General features: G+C 68.5%; 15 protein-coding genes. 10 read left to right on the top strand and 5 right to left on the bottom strand.

The window, feature by feature from the left end; translation table 11 throughout:
- Positions 1–9: 9 nt before the first annotated feature.
- The 4 genes from KKZ08_RS12310 to KKZ08_RS12295 all read left to right on the top strand — a co-directional run bounded on the left by KKZ08_RS12310 (position 10) and on the right by KKZ08_RS12295 (position 3,300).
- The gene (locus KKZ08_RS12310) at positions 10–885 is read left to right on the top strand and encodes a C40 family peptidase (RefSeq protein ID WP_223774487.1); all 876 of its coding nucleotides are present in this window, start codon (positions 10–12) and stop codon (positions 883–885) included.
- 123 nt (positions 886–1,008) lie between these two features.
- Entirely contained in the window at positions 1,009–1,788 is a 780-nt protein-coding gene (locus tag KKZ08_RS12305) for a thioredoxin domain-containing protein (RefSeq protein WP_223774486.1), read from the top strand.
- Between the two features lie 128 nt (positions 1,789–1,916).
- Complete coding sequence (locus KKZ08_RS12300; protein ID WP_223779023.1) at positions 1,917–2,585, top strand: response regulator transcription factor; 669 nt, start codon at positions 1,917–1,919, stop codon at positions 2,583–2,585.
- 67 nt (positions 2,586–2,652) lie between these two features.
- Entirely contained in the window at positions 2,653–3,300 is a 648-nt protein-coding gene (locus KKZ08_RS12295) for a response regulator transcription factor (RefSeq protein WP_223774485.1), read from the top strand.
- Between the two features lie 53 nt (positions 3,301–3,353).
- Here KKZ08_RS12295 and KKZ08_RS12290 read toward each other — a convergent pair whose 3' ends face one another.
- Positions 3,354–3,722, bottom strand: coding sequence for an ATP-binding protein (locus tag KKZ08_RS12290; RefSeq protein WP_223774484.1), 369 nt, complete (start codon positions 3,720–3,722; stop codon positions 3,354–3,356).
- 420 nt (positions 3,723–4,142) lie between these two features.
- Between KKZ08_RS12290 and KKZ08_RS12285 the strand changes: the two genes are divergently transcribed.
- Entirely contained in the window at positions 4,143–4,325 is a 183-nt protein-coding gene (locus KKZ08_RS12285) for a hypothetical protein (protein WP_223774483.1), read from the top strand.
- 280 nt (positions 4,326–4,605) lie between these two features.
- On the top strand, positions 4,606–5,703 hold the full coding sequence (locus tag KKZ08_RS12275) for a transglycosylase family protein (protein ID WP_276573891.1): 1,098 nt from the start codon (positions 4,606–4,608) through the stop codon (positions 5,701–5,703).
- Positions 5,704–5,739: 36 nt separating this feature from the next.
- Here KKZ08_RS12275 and KKZ08_RS12270 read toward each other — a convergent pair whose 3' ends face one another.
- The 4 genes from KKZ08_RS12270 to KKZ08_RS12255 all read right to left on the bottom strand — a co-directional run bounded on the left by KKZ08_RS12270 (position 5,740) and on the right by KKZ08_RS12255 (position 8,147).
- Complete coding sequence (locus KKZ08_RS12270; protein ID WP_223774482.1) at positions 5,740–6,300, bottom strand: GntR family transcriptional regulator; 561 nt, start codon at positions 6,298–6,300, stop codon at positions 5,740–5,742.
- Positions 6,301–6,404: 104 nt separating this feature from the next.
- Positions 6,405–6,746, bottom strand: a complete 342-nt coding sequence (locus KKZ08_RS12265; protein ID WP_223774481.1) for a WhiB family transcriptional regulator — start codon at positions 6,744–6,746, stop codon at positions 6,405–6,407.
- 162 nt (positions 6,747–6,908) lie between these two features.
- On the bottom strand, positions 6,909–7,478 hold the full coding sequence (locus tag KKZ08_RS12260) for a hypothetical protein (RefSeq protein ID WP_223774480.1): 570 nt from the start codon (positions 7,476–7,478) through the stop codon (positions 6,909–6,911).
- Positions 7,479–7,484: 6 nt separating this feature from the next.
- Entirely contained in the window at positions 7,485–8,147 is a 663-nt protein-coding gene (locus tag KKZ08_RS12255; RefSeq protein WP_223774479.1) for a response regulator transcription factor, read from the bottom strand.
- A 364-nt stretch (positions 8,148–8,511) separates the two neighbouring features.
- Here KKZ08_RS12255 and KKZ08_RS12250 point away from each other — a divergent pair, with 364 nt between their 5' ends.
- The 4 genes from KKZ08_RS12250 to KKZ08_RS12235 are packed head-to-tail and all read left to right on the top strand — an operon-like array spanning position 8,512 to position 16,339.
- Positions 8,512–10,557: a hypothetical protein gene (locus KKZ08_RS12250; RefSeq protein WP_223774478.1), complete on the top strand. Its 2,046-nt coding sequence runs from the start codon at positions 8,512–8,514 to the stop codon at positions 10,555–10,557.
- 28 nt (positions 10,558–10,585) lie between these two features.
- Positions 10,586–12,850 carry a glycosyltransferase family 4 protein gene (locus tag KKZ08_RS12245; RefSeq protein WP_223774477.1) on the top strand — a complete coding sequence of 755 codons (2,265 nt, stop codon included), beginning with the start codon at positions 10,586–10,588 and terminating at the stop codon, positions 12,848–12,850.
- Positions 12,851–12,869: 19 nt separating this feature from the next.
- Positions 12,870–14,285 (top strand): GDSL-type esterase/lipase family protein, encoded by a 1,416-nt coding sequence (locus tag KKZ08_RS12240; protein ID WP_223774476.1) that lies wholly within the window; start codon positions 12,870–12,872, stop codon positions 14,283–14,285.
- Positions 14,286–14,323: 38 nt separating this feature from the next.
- A complete protein-coding gene (locus KKZ08_RS12235) occupies positions 14,324–16,339 on the top strand; it encodes a glycosyltransferase family 4 protein (protein ID WP_223774475.1) in 2,016 nt (671 codons plus the stop codon).
- The last annotated feature ends 133 nt before the right edge of the window (positions 16,340–16,472 follow it).

The following is a 16,472-nucleotide window of genomic DNA, read 5'->3' as shown; positions in this document are numbered from 1 at the left end:
AGACCGAAAGTGCAGATACCCCAGTTCACCGAGGACGCGCCCGAGGGCTGCACGTGTGGACCGTGCCTCGCCTTGGCCCGCACGACCCGGCACCGGGCTCGCTCCCGACGGGTACGCGGTGCACTGGTGGCCGCCGCGGGTGCGGCCGTCCTCGTTGGAGCGGCGTCCGGCACGGCATCGGCCGAACCCGCACCGAGCCACGCGGGATGGGACGGCGCCAAGTACTGGTTCCGGAACTCCAGTGGCTGGTGGCGATGGACCTCTCACTACGACGTCTACGTGTCGCGCACGGGCGGCACCGGCACGGCGACCGCGGACGCCCCACAGCGGTCGGCGGAGCCCGTGTTCCGCGGCAAGCAGGGCTGGGACGCGACGGACGGCGTGTACTGGTTCGAACAGGCCGGGCACTGGTACTGGACCAGTCACCTGGACGTCTACCGGCGCCACGTCGGCGGCTCCGCGGACAGCCCGTCGCAGGCACAGACGTCGGACGACGGCCGTGCGGCGGGCACGCCGAGCAGGCACGGCACCGAGGCGGCCATCGCGTACGCCATGGCGCACCTCGGCGACCCCTACGTCTGGGGCGGCAACGGCCCGCACGCGTGGGACTGCTCAGGCCTCGTACTGGCGGCCTACCGACAGGCCGGCATCAGCCTGCCACGCGTCGCCGACGCGCAGTACCGTGCCTCGCAGCCGATCCGGCGCGATCAGCTGCGCCGGGGCGACCTCGTCTTCTGGAGCAACAACGGTCGGGCCTCCGGCATCCACCACGTGGCCATCTACCTGGGCAACGACCAGTACCTGGAGGCCCCGCACACCGGTGCGAAGGTGCGCGTGTCCTCCTTCAGCTGGTACGACCCGAACATGTACGGACGCGTCAGCTAGGGCGTGCTTCCAAGGTCCCAGTGGCTGGCGGCTGCGCGCGCAGGGTGCTGGGCCGGGAGCACGATCGGGGCGAGCCGGCCGGCATCATGGCACACGTCACCACGACATTCAGGACAGGTATAGGTGAGTAAGAACAGGACCACGGGCTCGCGCGACGAGCGGCAGGCCGGCACCCGGCGCACCCGCAGAAGGTGGTTCGCCGTGGCAGGGGTCGGCGTGGCGGTAGTGCTGGCCGCCGGGATCGGCGTCGGTGTCGGTGCCGGTCTCGCCCATGATCACGCCCCGTCCGACCAGGACGCGGGGCCGGTCGTCCCCGCCCACACCTCCGGCGACGGCAGCACCATCGTCTACGGCGCGCGGGACGCCGTGACGAATGTGGATGTGTATGAGGACATGCGGTGTCCTTTCTGCGCGAAATTCGAGAAGAAGCTGGGTCCTGAGCTTCAGTCGATGGCAGACTCCGGAAAAGTAAAAATAACCTTCCACATGGCGGCCTTTCTTGACGGCAGCCTCGGTGGCCAGGGGTCGAAGACGTCGCTGGCGGCGCTTGGCGCCGCGCTGGACGAGAGCCCGAAGAAATTCAAGGCGTACCACGACGTGCTCTTCGCGCATCAGCCGGAGGAGTCCGCCGACGACTTCGGGAACACCGCCACGCTCCGCAAGCTCGCGGACCAGGTGCCGGGACTGCGCACCTCCGCTTTCGACAAGGCGGTCACCGAGGGCACGTACCTCCCCTGGGCCGCGAAGGTGGCCGACGCCTTCACCAGGAGCGGTGTGCAGGGCACCCCGACCGTGACCGTCCACGGCCGCAGCCTCACGGTCGTGGGCGACGACGGCGAGGCCGTGAGTCCGCGGAAGTTCAGGGACGAGGTCGACGACGCCGTCGCGGCGGCGTCGTCGTAGGCGAGAGTGCGGGGACCCGGCCCGTCGCGCCTCGCCGACCAGTGGGGTGCGCGTCGCGGCCACGGAGCCCGTGGCCGCGACGCACGTTGTGCTCCGTCGATTCGCGCTTCACCTGGGCGGGCAGGCTGATGATTCGGGTAATTCTGGCAGACGACGAGGGCATCGTTCTCGAAGGCATTCGGATTCTCCTGGAGAGAACCGACGACATCGAGGTCGTAGGGGTTGCCGGGAACGGCAGGGAGGCACTCAGGGGCGTGCAGGACCTGCGCCCCGACGTTCTCCTGCTCGACCTCGACATGCCGGAACTCGACGGATTCGGCGTGCTGGCCCGGCTGCGCCACGAGACCCCCCGGCCGAGAGTCGTGGTGCTGACCACGTTCGGGGCGGAAGAGGACCTGGCGCGGGCATGGGAAGCCGGCGCAGACGGGTTTCTGCTGAAGGCGTCGAGTCTCTCCGATCTCGTGTACTCGGTCCGACGCGTGCACGAAAAGGGGAACGTGGTCTCGCCGGCGCTGGTCACCCTCCTGATGAACCGTCTGGCGCAGACGGTGACGCGGGAGGAGCAGCCCTTGCGCAAACGGATCGATACGCTCTCACCGAACGAGCGCCTCACCGCGGGGGCGGTGGCGCGAGGCGCCACCAACGCGGAGATCGCCGGGAAACTGGGGGTGGCGGAGGGAACGGTGAAGGCATACGTGTCCCGCTCCTTGCGCAAGCTCGGATTCAGCAACCGGACCCAACTCGCCATCGCGCTCAGCGCGTACCTGGAGGACTTCGAGGAGGAGGACGCGGTCTGACGGCGCGTCAAACACGAGGTGAGGTGAGTGAACTATCGGTGGAGGCCCCCCGTGTGAAGCTGACGCCGTGACGGAACCCGCGAAGATAGGTGTCTTCATCGTCGACGACCACGAGGTGGTGCGGCAAGGACTCCGCGGACTGCTCTCACTGGCGGATGACCTCGAGGTGGTAGGCGAAGCGGGAACGGTCGCGGAGGCGTTGCTCGAAGTGCCGAGCGCGCGGCCGGACGTGGCCGTGCTCGACGTGCGTCTCCCCGACGGAAGCGGGGTGGAGGTCTGCCGGCGGATACGGGCCGAGGGCGACGGCGTCTCGTGCCTGATGCTGACGTCCTTCGACGACGACGAGGCCTTCGTCGCCTCCGTCGAGGCAGGCGCCTCGGGTTACGCCCTCAAGTCCATCCCCGGTGGCGAGTTGGTCTCCGCGATACGGCTCCTGGCCCGCGGCAGAACCTTGTTCGATCCGGTCGTCATGGAGCGCGTGCGCCGCGCACGTCGTGAGAAGCAGGCCGACCCGCTGGGCGAACTCACGGACCTGCAACGCAGGATCCTCGCCATGATCAGTGAGGGGATGACCAACCGGGCCATCAGCCAGCGGTTGAACCTCACCGAAACGGCGACCAAGAATCACGTGTCCAGGCTGCTCTACAAGCTGGGCCTGCAGCGGCGGGCCCAGGCGGCGGCGCTCGCGGCCCGGCTCCAGGCGCGCGAGCGCTGAGCCGACGCCCCGACCACGGGCCGCCCGGCCGGTGGATAGCTGGGCCGCCCGGGTCAGAGCGGGAGACGGACGCTGATCGCCTTCCCCGCACCGCTGAGACGGATCTCCGTGTCCTCGGCGAGGTGGCAGATCAGCGGCCAGCCGAAACCACCGCTCACCGCGGCGTCGAAGCTCGCGAGCGACCGCTGCCGTGTGGGCAGTTCCGTGCTGGAGTCCACGGCCGTCAGATGTATGTGCCGTTCGCTCACATCGAGCTGGAACTCGTCCAGACCGCCGGCGTGCAACAGAGCGTTGGTGACCAGTTCCGTGGCGACCAGCTGGGCATCCTGGATGCGCGTCTCGGGGACCGGGGTGGCGCAGGTCGAGAGTGCGGCGCCCACCTGGCGGCGCACGTCGGCCGGGTGGACGCGGGACCCCTGCACGCTGGCGATGACATTTTCCTTTAGCACTGTGTCCAACCTTCCGGTGAAGAGTGATCATCGGGGGCCAGTCGCATTACTGGATGTTTTTCGACTTCTTTTTCGAAGCACCCCGATCTGATGTCCACCGTGCCCGTGAGGAAAAGGCGATAGCCAGGGACTTTAGTCCTTATTGGGGTGTGCATGTTTGCAACCATTGCCTGGTCGGTACGGAATTGAAGAGGTTTGTTCGGAGTCCGCCCGCGCATTTGTCAGAATAGGTGGATGCCCGGCACCGCAGAGGTTTTTTTATGGTGCTCGATCACGACATCGAATGGCGACGTGCACGACCTCCGAAGATGACATCGCGACCGAGTGACGCCTCCTGGTGCCGGAAGGTCACCTTTGGGTGACAGCTGGTGCTGCCAGGCTGTGTGGGTGTCCATGAATACTCAGCTGAAAGCACGCGCCGCCGTTGTCCGCCGACACCACCGACGTCTGTTGCTGTGGCTGCTCGCGGGCGCGCTGCTGTTCGTGGCTGGCGCCGTCGCCCTCGGCGCATATGTGGGGTCCCAGCTGGGGGACGCCCTGTCCCACGTGATCGTGGTGACGTCCACCCACCGCTGACGACGGTGCGCCGCGAGCAGCCGAACCGCGCCTATGGGCAGCGGCGGCGCGGGAAATCACCGTTTGTCGCGCGGAGCATCACCCTTTGCGCGGGCAACCGGTCCGTCGCGAGCGGCACGGTGGAAAGGCCGCTGCCTGCGTCGCCGAGCATCTGACCTTGGGACGGAGTGCTGAATTTAGCCGGCAAAATCGGTCCAAGGTCGGCTGCGAACCCTGCGTTCGTCATGTCGTGCCAACATTTCCACGGCCCATGCCGTGCACTGCCCTAGGAATTCTGACGATGGGAATCCACCGCAAGCCGCGCGTCCAGAAGCTCAAGCCGCGAGTGCTCTCGATTGGCATCGCCTCGCTCGCCGCGCCCACCCTCACCTGGCTCGCCGGCCCCCCGGCCGCCGCCGCCTCCGACTCCACCTGGGACCAGGTCGCCCAGTGCGAGAGCGGCGGTGACTGGTCCACCAACTCCGGCAACGGCTACTACGGCGGGCTGCAGTTCTCGCAGTCGAGCTGGGAGGGGATGGGCGGCACCGAGTACGCCCAGCGAGCGGACCTCGCGACGAAGAATCAGCAGATCGCCGTGGCGGAGCACCTGCTCGCCGCTCAGGGGCCGGGCGCCTGGCCGGTGTGCGGCCCTCGTGCCGGTCTCGAACAGGACGGGCCCACCCGGGCCACCACCGCGCCGGCTCCGGCGTCCCACGTCCAGGAGCCGGGCCCGTCGCAGGCTCCGCACGCGTTGCAGGGCAAGGGCGCTGCGTCCTACACCGTGCGCCCGGGGGACACGCTGAGCCGTATCGCCGCGCAGGAGGGAACGACCTGGCAGCGGCTCTACGCGGCCAACGAGGAGACCATCGGTTCCGACCCGGATCGCATTCTCGTCGGCCAGGAACTCACCGGCGTCGCCGGAGCAAGCTCCGGCCAGGGCGCGTCCGAGGCGCCGGCCACATCGCACGTGACGCGGGCCGCCCGGTCCGGGATGCCGGACTGGCAGCGGCCCGTGGACAGGGCCCCGATCACGGCTCCCTACGGGCAGCAGGGCTCCTGGGCCGCCGGCCACCATACCGGTGTCGACTTCGCCGTACCCAGTGGGACGCCCGTGCGCGCTGTCGGCGCGGGCACCGTGGCGTCGGCCGGCTGGAACGGCGCCTACGGCAACGCGGTCGTCCTGGAACTGCCGGACGGACACTTCGCCCTGTACGCGCACCTCAGCTCGATCGCCGTCGGCCAGGGTGAACACGTGTCGCCCGGCACGCGGCTCGGCCTGTCCGGCAGTACCGGCAACGCCACCGGACCCCATCTGCACTTCGAGGTACGTACGGCCAACGCCTACGGCGCGGACATCGATCCGCTCGCCTACCTCCGCGGCAAGGGCGTGTCCGACTGACGTCGGCCACGGCACCGTCCGTGGCCGGCCTGGACCTCAACCCGTGGGCGAGCCCAGGGCCCTGGGGCGAGGCGGACGCGGCACCGGCCCCCGCCCTCGGCCGGGGCCGGGCGGTGCGGCGAGGCTCGCGGTCACGTACCGCCCCCGATGGTTGTTTCGTACCAACACACCCTCCCGCGCCAGCAGGCGGACCGCTTTGGCGACCGTCTCGTTGCAGACGCTGTAGCGGCGCGCGAGGTTGCTCAGCGCGGGGAGACGGCCGCACAGCTGACCGGTGCGGATGCGCTTGCGCAGCGCGTCGGCCACCACCTGGTAGGGAAAGTGCGTCTCGGCGGCGCCGTCCACACCCTCGGAGGATGTCCCGGACCGCAGACGAGTGACCAGTGCCCGGCGGGCGAAGTGTGCCGTCGTGAGGGTCACGTGGTACCTGCGCGCTATCGCTGGACCGTCCGGCAGGAAGGGCGGCTGACCGTCGGCCGCCGCCGTGCGTATCTTCCTGCTCAGCCGCTGCTCCAAGTCGTCCGCTATGAGCTGGTACTTCGGTGGCTGTCTGGCGTCGGCCGGCAGTGGACCGGCCGGGGAATGCTCAGCGATCACGTCAGACCTCTCTGTGTGTCCGGGGGGCGACCCATGCGGTGACGTCACGGTTCGGCTCACCGGCGCTTGCGCACCCCGACCCTGTGCGCCGCTACCGAGAGCTCCTACCAACTGCGGCTGGGTGCCTGATCGATGTGCAGGCCGCGCCGGCGCAGCCGGGCGCGCTCCTCCTCCGTGGTGCCGGCCCATATGCCGTACTGCTCGGGCCGGTCGAGCGCGTGTGCCAGACACCGCTGCCGGACCGAACACCGGCCGCAGGAGAGCCGGGCGATGCGGATGCTCTCCTCGTCGTGCCTGCTGACCGGGAAGAAGTCCTCCGGATCGGCGTCGGCGCACGCGGCGTAGGCCTGCCAGTTCTCCTCGTGGCCGATGGCCGGTCCGCGTGCCGGTGTGTCATGCCCCTCTTCGGGATCGCCGCTCCGTGGCCTCCCGGGCTGGCTGCTCATTCGTCTGGCTCCCAAGGCGTTCGCGCCGCCGGCCCCCGACCGTCCGGCAGTACCTCTCGACACTAAGCCCGCATAACTGGATAAAGGTTGCCTTACTGCCACTGCGAAATCAGGCAACGGCCATCGACTTACGGGGTACGTCCCGGGCGCCATGTCCCCGTTTCAGGGCGCGTGCGGACCGCCCTTGTGTCGTCTGATGTGCACGTCGATCACCGACTGCAGGTCGTTCCTGGTGGCGGCCGCCGAGCGGACCGGGATAATGAGGGGGCCGGTACGCACCCCGTCGCGTGGCACGAGGAGGAGTATCCGCCTGGTCTCGATGTAGTAGTCCCAGTCCTCCCACGGAACTCTGACCGGCGAGGCGGAGCTGTCCCAGTCGAGCGTCAGGCTTCTTTGGGAAGCGAAGACGTCGATGTCCGCGTGGGGCGGCGTGAGCCGCTCGAAGTGCGCACGTTTCACGACGACCCGCTGGCACCACAAAAACACCCAACCGCCTGCGAGGAGAATGCTGATACCGAGAAAGAAGAAGGCGTCGGGGGCGGCTAAGTCGTCGCCGGCCCGGGCGACGAGGGCGGAGCCGAACAGGATGATCACCAGAAATACGACGTCAGTCAGGAAAGAGCCCTGCGTGCGAGTGAGGGCCCATCTGGCAGAGAGATAGTCGCCGCCGTCGCACCGGAAGCGGGTGTGCAAGTTCTCCTGGGTCACATCGGGCCTCGCGGCTGCGTCCATGCGGGATTAAGGAGAGTTGAGCAGGTCGAACCCTGACTGTTCCATCTGTACTCCCCATAGGGCCAGTTCAGTCCGATTGCTCTTTCCGCTCTTGTTCAGAAGACGCGACACATACGTCTTTGCCGTGCTGACGGTGACCCCGAGTTCGAACGCCAGCGCCTGGTTGCTCAGGCCGCGTCCCAACAAGGACACCACCACGCGCTCGTGCGGGGTGAGAGACGCAAGCAGCTTGCGGTCGGCCGCGCTCGACTGGTTGCTGGGCACGTTGACGGCCTTCTCGATCAGGCGGCGGAGCATCGCCCCCGACACCGCGGACTCCCCGCGGGCGACCCGCTCGATCGCCTCGACCAGATCAGCCGGCGCCGACGCCTTGAGCACGTAGCCGTCGGCCCCCTCCCGCAGCGCGGACAAGAGATCGTCGTCGGTCGACAGGGCGGTCACGACCAGGACCGCGGGACGGTGGGGGCGCCCCTTCAGGCGGCGCAGGGTGTCCAATCCGTTCAGCCGCGGCATCTGCAGGTCCAGCAGAAGGACGTCGACCACATGCTGCTCCAGCGCCTTGAGCGCGGCCGCACCGTCCTCCACCTCTGCGACGACCTCGATACCGGCCAAACGCAACTGCTGTGCAAGGAGCCCACGGAGAAGGGCCTCGTCCTCTGCCAGGATCACTCGAGTCAAGGATCTCTCCCATATTTTTCGGTGCGCAGGCAGGGTTCGAAGGAACCGCATCTGTCGCGTCCGCGACGAATGGCCCCCTGTACATCCAAGGAACAGGAGCCGGGCCACTTCTAATGGCGACTTTCACCCACCCGAGGGGTCACCCTTCGGTGACCGCAGACAGGTGCGAAGGGTGACCTCGGCTCTATGTGTACGTCCACCTCCTGCGCGTCGGAAGCGGGCAGAATCGATTGTAGGCCACCAGACGGCAGTACCGAATGATGGCGCAAGGGTTCGCCGGCTGCCGTGAGGAACCGTGACTATCGCTGGAAGTTGAGTGGATCTCTGAGTGACTGCCATAGACCGTCGTCAATCCGTGCTCATTTTGAAGCGGCGTTTCGGCGTCACACGCCTGCGTGGACTCGCGGTGGCCGCCGCGCTCGCCACCAGCATTCTGGCCATGGCTGCGGCCCTGGTCGCCACCTGGCCCGTCGCCTTCGCGGCGGCGGCGCTGGTCGCCTACGCGTGCGATCTTTACCTCCACCGCACCGAACCCCAGATGATGAAGCGGCTCGGCAGCTGGCGGGCGGGCGTCACCGTCCGCAGCGTCGTGCGGCTCGTACTGCTGGCGGCGCTGGTCTCCGAGCTGTCGTACTTCGGCGCCTCGGCCGCCATCACCGTCACGCTCAGCGTGTTGGGATTCGCCGTCGCGATGGCCCTTTACAGCTGGCTGACGGCATTCTCCCGGCGTGCTCGGCAGCTGCCGGTGACCGCGCGCAACCTGCAGTTGCCGGGGCTGCGCCTGGAACCGCGCGCGCCCCGCTGGCTCGCGGACTGGCCCGGGCAGCGGCTCCTGCACCATGAGGCCGTCGTCTGGGCGGGAGTGACGCTCTCGATCGCAACCCGGCAGGCGCGCTGGACCTACCTCGCCCTGGCACTCTCGGCCGGCCTGCTGGTCCTGACCCTCCTGGCACTCGTTCCCTGGGCGCTGCGCGCGCGTTTTCGGACGCGCAGACAGGACGTGCTGGCGAAGACCGACGCCTGGCTGCAGGGGTACCGTCCGGCGGCCGTTCTCTACTTCAGCGGTTCACGAGAGTCCATATATCAGGTCAACATGTGGCTGTCCGTCATGGAGAGTCTCCCCGAACGCCCCTTGGTGCTGCTGCGCGAGCGACACCTGCTGGCGCAGCTGGCCCCCACGCGCCTGCCCGTGTTGTGTGTACCGGGTGCCGTGGACCTGATGAGTCTGGACCTGTCGACGGTCCGGGTCGCCTTCTACGTATCGAACGTGGGAAAGAACATCCACATGCTTCGCATCCCCACGGTGAAACATGTCTTCATCGGCCACGGCGACAGCGACAAGGTCGCCAGCGTCAATCCGTACGCCAAGGCGTACGACAGCGTCTGGACGGCCGGCCGGGCCGGGCGGGACCGGTGGCAGGCCGCGGACGTCGGTGTCCGGGACGACGCCATCGTCGAGGTGGGACGACCGCAGCTCGACGCCCTGATGGCCGACGAGCGAGAGCCCAGGCGAGTCCCGTCGTTGCCCACGGTGTTCTACGCGCCGACCTGGGAGGGGTGGACGGACGAGGGCATCAGTTCGCTCATCGTCGCCGGCGAGAACATCATCCGGTCGCTGCTGGCTCTTCAACCGGCCGTCAGGATCATCTACAAGCCGCACCCGCTCACCGGCATCCGCGATCCGAGGGCACGTCTGGCACATCAGGCGATCACGCGCCACCTGGAGCGCGCCAACCGCCAGGCCAGCGGCAGAGCCGCGCTGTTCGGCGCGGTCGACGACGCGCCCGCCCGCGCCCGCCACCGCATCGAGCTGGTGGAGTCCGAGCGCGAACTGCGGCGGATCCTCGACTCCTACCGCCTGCCCGACGCCGACTCGGCTCAGCTCATGGCGGCTTTCCCGGAGCCCCCGCGGGAGCTGCTGGAGCGGCTGACCCGGCAGCGGGAGCGCATGACCGAGCTGTTCTGGCGCGCCCACCGCCCGTGGGAGCACGTGATCATCCAGCAGGACAGCCTCACTCTGTACGAATGTTTCGACGCGGCGGATCTGCTCATCAGCGACATATCCAGTGTGGTGTCCGACTGGATAGCCACGCTCAAGCCCTACGCCCTGACCGATGTCAAAGGGCTGGGACCGGAGGAATTCCGCCGGGAGAACACCGCTGCCCTCGGGGCGTATGTGCTGACGCCCGACGGCCGCGGCGTCCGCGGTCTCGCGGACGCCGCCAGGTTCCCGCAGTCGGACGTTCTCTCCTGGCAGCGGCACAGGGTGCGTGACTACCTCTTGGGGCCCAGCAGTCCGGCCTCCTCGGTGCGCTTCCGGCGCGCCGTCACCGAGATCTGTGCCGAAGGCGGAGAACGGCTCGTGCGGCTGCAGCAAGCGTCCTCCCTGACCACCACCTGAAATCTCTACGGAGACGGAGCATGCCTCGATGAAAATATCGTTCCTCCTCCATAACCGATACGGGATCGGAGGTGTCATTCAAAGCACCCTCAACCTCGCCGGTGTCCTGGCCGACCGGCACGAGGTCGAGATCGTCTCCACCCGGGTGGACCGTGACCGGGCGGCCCTGCCCCTGGACGACCGGGTTCGGGTAGTGGATCTGGTGGACACCCGCAAGACGTCGTACGGCTACGACGGACAGCACGCGCTGTACGGCCAGCCGCCCGAACTGTTCCCCGCGGGGGACGAGGCCAGGGCCTCGGAGATATCCCGGCTCACGGAAGTACGGCTGGGACGCTATCTCGCCAAGACGGACGCGGACGTGGTCATCGCGACCAACCCGGGAATCGCGGTGTGCCTGGCCGCCATGGGATCGCGGAACTACGTGCGCGTCGCCCAGGAGCACCAGGCCCTGGCGGCCGCGGACAGTCCGCTGGGCCAGCGACTGCTGGAGGCCTACCGGCAGATCGACGCGGTCGTGACCGTCAACGCGGAGGATGCACGGCGGGCACGCCTACGCTTCGGTTACGCGGGCACGCGCATCGAATCGATCCCCAACTGCGTACCGCCCACCAGTCTCGCGCCCTCGGACCTGTCCTCCAAGACCGTCGTGGCCGCCGGCCGACTGGCCCCCGTGAAGCGGTTCGATGACCTGGTCGCCGCCTTCGACCGCGTCGTGCAGGCACATCCGGACTGGCAGCTGCGGATCTTCGGTGTGGGCAACGAGCGCGGTCGCATCATGGACGAAGTGGTGAGCCGCGGCCTCGAGAACAACATCTTCCTGATGGGTTCCACCTCGCGCATGGAACTGGAGTGGGCCAAGGCGGCGCTCGCCGTCTCCTCATCCAAGGCGGAGGCGTTCTCTCTCGTCGTGGTGGAGGCCGGGCGCGCGGGCGTCCCCTGCGTGAGCACGGCCTGCGACGGACCGCGCGGGATCATCCAGCACGGGGTCGACGGTCTGCTGACACCGGTCGGCGACGTGGACTCACTGGCAACCGGCATGCTCACCCTCATTGAGGACGACGCCCGGCGCGGTGACATGGGGGCTGCCGCCCTCCAGATGGCCGCCCGCTACCTGCCGGAGAACGTCGCCGCAGCCTACGAGGAGCTGCTCCTGGTCCTGCGCGCGGACCAGCAACTGCCCAGCCACGCCGACTGGTGGACCGACCCGGACGGCGATGTGCACGTGCGGGTGGAGGCAGGCGAGCTGGCCGCCTCCGCCTTGCGGCTGCTGTGCGTCTCCGGAGACGGGCTCGCGGCGGAGGAACAGATAAGCGTCGGGTTCACGGACGTCGGGTTCACCAGCGAGTCCCGGTCCATCCAGGCGCAGCTCTCGCGTGCCGCGCTACCTCTCACCGAAGGGATGTGGGAGCTGTACGTCAGCACCGCTGACGGGGGAGCCCGGCGCAGACTGCATACGGGTGTCTGTGACGACCGCAGCCTGCTGAGCATCGCTCCCACGCCGCCTGGCCGGTTCGCTCCGGCGTTCGTCTCCGTCATCCCGTACACGGGTCAGGACGACACCTTCAACGTGCGGGTGTGGGTGCGCGAGAGACATGCCGAGGTGCTCTCCGTCGACACCAGCAGCCACACCGGTGCCCTGATCAAGGCGGAGCTGTGGGGAGAGATCCCCACCGAGCAGGCCACCGTCATGGCGCGGTCCAGGGAGAACCCGGCACTGGACGTGCAGCTGGACATGGGGCCCGTGTGGGGACGGGAGATCTCTTTCACCCTTCCCTACGCGGAGTTCGCCACGCGGCACACCTCGGCCCACGACATCTGGGACCTCTTCGTCTGCGCCCCCGGCATCAACTCCGTGCGTTTGGGCGGATTCACGGGCGACTGCATCGACCGCAAGAAGGTCTACCGGTATCCGGCATGGATAGCGGAACACACCCGGCGGGGACGCGCGCGCATCCGGCCGTACTACACCGTGGACAACGAACTGTCGGTCAATGCGGTCGACCTGCCCCGGGTGGAGGAGACACACGGGCGCCGCACGGGCCTGTTCCGGCGCAACCGGGAGAAGGCCGCCCCCGAGTTCGACCCGGCCGCCGTCGTCGGCCAGTTCGAGGAGTCGCCCGAGGAACTTCCCCGCGAGGAACTGGTCGAACTCTGTCGCGTACGCCAGGCACGTGTAGAGGCTCTGGAGAAGAAGCTGCTGGAGGCACACGAGCTCCTCGAGCAGGGCTCCCGCCAGTTGTCACGCCTGGGCGGCCGGATCGCACAGGAAGTCGGAACCGATGACGCATAACGAAAGAGACCGGAAGGCAATGAAAAGGGCGCAGCGCATCTTCATCGTCGGCGACTCCGTGGCCGCCACGCGTGCCGAGGACAACGAGGTGCTCAGTGGCTGGGGGCAGCACCTCGAAGGCATGCTTCCGCAAATGGACGTCATCAACGACTCCCGGGACAGCGCCACCGCACGGTGGTACTTCGTCCACCGTCTGCCCCTCGTCCTGGACGAGGCGGAGCCCGACGACATCTTCATCCTCGCGCTGGGCGTGTGCGACCAGGCGATCGCCCGGCCGGACCTCTACGCGACGCCGACGGAGTACCGCGCGTGGCTGGGGCTCATCCTCGATCAGTTGGAGGCGGCGTCGGTCAAGGCGGTTCTGGCCACGCAGCCCTCGCGTCACCTCTTCGACTGGGAGGGCACCCTCTCGACGCCGGCGGGCGAGTACTCGCCGCACGTGCGGGCCTTGGCGGCGGAGCGCGGCCTGCCCCTGCTCGACCTTCAGCGGCTCACCGGCCGTGAACTGGAAGCGGCCGGTCCCGAGTCCGCGCGCGGGTTCTACCGCTGGTTCGACCCCGGAGAGCACCCGCAGTTGCAGCACGGCATCATCGACACGCTGCACTTCAACCGCTGGGGCGCCCGGATGGTCGCCGCGTGTGCGGCCCGTGGTCTGCGGGACCTCGGCCTCGTCGAGCACGTCGCCGGCGACGCGGAGGCCGCGGGCACCTTCTACCGGCGGGCGGCGAGCAACCACGACGCGGTCGCCCAGTGGCCCATGTGGATCGCGCGGCCCACGAACATGCAGGGCCTACGGGTCACGAGCCCCGAACAGGACGGCAGGACCGGCGCGTCGGTACGGCTGCGGGGAACGGCACCGCGGGACGCCATCGTCGTCGCCATCACCTTGCAGGACAGCGTGCTCGGTTACACCTACGTGGGCGAGGACAGCTCCTGGCAGTGGCGGCACACTACGACGTGGCCGGACGGGAAACACACGCTCCACGCGGTCGCCATCGGCGAGAGGGGCCGCAGCACCCTGCTCCCCGTGCACTTCACCGTTGAGGCCGACGTCGCACCGCCGCAAGTCGTCCGCCCCGCCTACGGCTCCCGCAACGGTCCGCGCGCCGTCTTCTCGGGCAGCGCTAGCGGCGCGCACAAGGTCATCGCCCTGTGCGAGGGCCGGTGGTTGGGACAGACCGACGTGAAGGAGGACGGCAGCTGGCGCTTCCAGCTGCCCCACGACTGGAAGGCGGGCCGACGAACCATTCGCTTCCTGGCCCAGCGGGGCGGGCTGCCGTCGACGCCGGTGGACTTCGAGTTCGAGGTCGTCAACGTCCCCGACGGGCACTGGCTCACCCAGGCTCCGCAGAACTGGCACAGCTGCCCGGCAGGCAGCGGGTGCACGCACATACGCCGGGACAAGCCAGCCGGTGCCAAGAACATCATCGAGTGATCTGCCCCCCCTCCTTACGCAGAACAAGAGACGTTTCCATGAAGATATGTTTCCTCATCCACAGTCGCTACGGCATCGGTGGGGTCATCAGCAGCACCGCCCGGCTCGCCTCCGCGTTGAGCGCCCGGCACGACGTCGAAGTTGTGTCGCTGCACCGGGACCGCGACACCGCCGACATCAGACTCGACCCGGCCGTCCGCGCGGTCGACCTCCTCGACTGGCGTCCTACGGCCGCCGACTGCGCCGCGGACGATCCGCTGTCGGCCGAGCCGCCGCGGCTCTTCCCCGCAAAAGACGGCGGCCGTACGAAACAGAACAGCCGACTGGTCGAGGTTCGCCTCGCGCGCTACCTCGCGGCGACCGACGCCGACGTCGTGATCGCCACACACCCGGGCATCGGGGTCGTGCTGGGCAAGCTGCCGGGCGACTTCCTCAAGATCGCCCAGATCCACCAGGCATCCAACACCCTCTTCGCCGACCAACGCCGCGGCTTCGAGCAGTCGCCCGCGGGACTGGACGCGATGGTCTCCGTGAACAGCGAGGACTCCGAGAACCTCCGCCGCTTCTTCCCGTGGGTCGACTGGAAGATCACGGCCATTCCGAACTGCGTGGAACCCGCTGCCATCGCGCCGTCGGACACCACGGGCCACACACTCATCGCCGCGGGACGCCTGGAGCACCGCAAGCACTACGACGAACTGCTGCGCGCGTTCGACCAGGCGACGGCCGACCTGCCGGAGTGGCGTCTGCGCATCTACGGGCGCGGTGACCAGAAGGCGAAGCTCGCCCAATTGATCAAGGAGCGGAGCCTGGAGGAGCGGGTGCTGCTCATGGGAGCCACCAGCCACATGGACATGGAGTGGCCCAAGGCGGCCATCGCCGTCTCCGCGTCGTCGACCGAATGCCTGCCCATGAACCTGATCGAGGCGATGTCCGCCGGGGTACCGGTGGTGAGCGCCGACTGCGACTACGGTCCGCGAGAGATCATCACGGACGGCGAGGACGGCATCCTCGTCCCCATCCGGGACGTCGACGCCATGGCCGGAGCGCTGCTGAAGCTGATGACCAACCCCGAACTGCGCGCCAAGATGGGCGCGGCGGCCCAGAGCGCGTCCCGGCGCTACCTTCCGTCCGTGATCGCGAGTCGCTGGGAGGCGCTGTTGACCCAGCTGGCTGGCGCGCGCACGGTGCACACGGCGGCCGACGTCGTATCGAACCCCGGCGGGGACCTGCACGTCGAACTGCCCCAGGACATGGACCACCCCGGGTTGCAACTGCGCTGCGTGGCGCGGACGGGCAGCCACGCCGCCGCCATGGTGGACTACGCCTTCCTCCCCACCGACGGAACCACCCGCAGGCTCCGCGCGACCATTCCCGCTCGGGACACCCAGCTGGGCGAAGGGCAGTGGTCGATGACCGTCCACTCGCCGGTGGACGACGTGCAGCGCCTGCTGCGCTGCCACTCCTACGACAACAGGTTTCAGGCCGAGGCCGACCAACCCCTTCCTGGTGACGGATTCCGCTATCGGCTGGCCTTCCCGAACGACGACAACTCGCTGGTCCTGCACGTCTGGGACCGTCCCCGGCACGCGGAGGCGCGCATGATCAAACGGGACGACGAAGGTTTCACGACGCAGTTCGAGATGTGGGGCGCGCAGTTTTCCGCGGCCGCGCGGGTGCTGGCCGTGGCCCGGGTCGACGGCACCCCGTCCTTCGAGGTCCCGCTGCTCACCCAGGGCGAGCGCTACGGAGAGTTCACTGTCCCCTACGCCGTGGCGGCACAGAGCCGGCTCGCGGAACACGACGTGTGGGACCTGCACGTCGACCCGGGCACGGACGAACTCATCCCGATCGGGCGCTTCTTCGGGGACTTCCCCCAAGTCAAACAGGTCTACGACTACGCGCCTCAGGTGCTCGACGAGCCCACGGAGGCGGCCGGGCGGTGGCTGTTCTTGAACAAGCACCAGGACGTCCCTGCGGCCGTGCGGGTCCGTCCGTTCTTCACGGTGAACCGGACGCTGGCCCTGAACGCCGTGGTTCTGAAAGCGCAGTGAACGCGGTCCGGGCGCGACAGCCGAGGAAAGCTCCGGGCGCGGCCGCGCCGCGGCCGGGGCACGAAAGCCGAGGTCTAAGCTGGTGTGATCTTCCACGGCGCTGATCTGCCGCATCGATCAACTGACGTGACCC

The organism is Streptomyces sp. 135 (assembly GCF_020026305.1).
Taxonomy (GTDB): domain Bacteria; phylum Actinomycetota; class Actinomycetes; order Streptomycetales; family Streptomycetaceae; genus Streptomyces.
The sequence above is the reverse complement of the archived record's forward strand: the minus strand, read 5'-3'. Positions and strand labels throughout refer to the sequence as shown.

Excerpts from the sequence above, each read along its gene's own strand:
- KKZ08_RS12285 (WP_223774483.1), top strand. The coding sequence starts at position 4,143 with ATGAATACTCAGCTGAAAGCACGCGCCGCCGTTGTCCGCCGACACCAC.
- KKZ08_RS12245 (WP_223774477.1), top strand. The coding sequence starts at position 10,586 with ATGAAAATATCGTTCCTCCTCCATAACCGATACGGGATCGGAGGTGTC.
- KKZ08_RS12300 (WP_223779023.1), top strand. The coding sequence starts at position 1,917 with ATGATTCGGGTAATTCTGGCAGACGACGAGGGCATCGTTCTCGAAGGC.
- KKZ08_RS12275 (WP_276573891.1), top strand. The coding sequence starts at position 4,606 with ATGGGAATCCACCGCAAGCCGCGCGTCCAGAAGCTCAAGCCGCGAGTG.
- KKZ08_RS12235 (WP_223774475.1), top strand. The coding sequence starts at position 14,324 with ATGAAGATATGTTTCCTCATCCACAGTCGCTACGGCATCGGTGGGGTC.
- KKZ08_RS12260 (WP_223774480.1), bottom strand. The coding sequence starts at position 7,478 with ATGGACGCAGCCGCGAGGCCCGATGTGACCCAGGAGAACTTGCACACC.
- KKZ08_RS12240 (WP_223774476.1), top strand. The coding sequence starts at position 12,870 with ATGAAAAGGGCGCAGCGCATCTTCATCGTCGGCGACTCCGTGGCCGCC.
- KKZ08_RS12265 (WP_223774481.1), bottom strand. The coding sequence starts at position 6,746 with ATGAGCAGCCAGCCCGGGAGGCCACGGAGCGGCGATCCCGAAGAGGGG.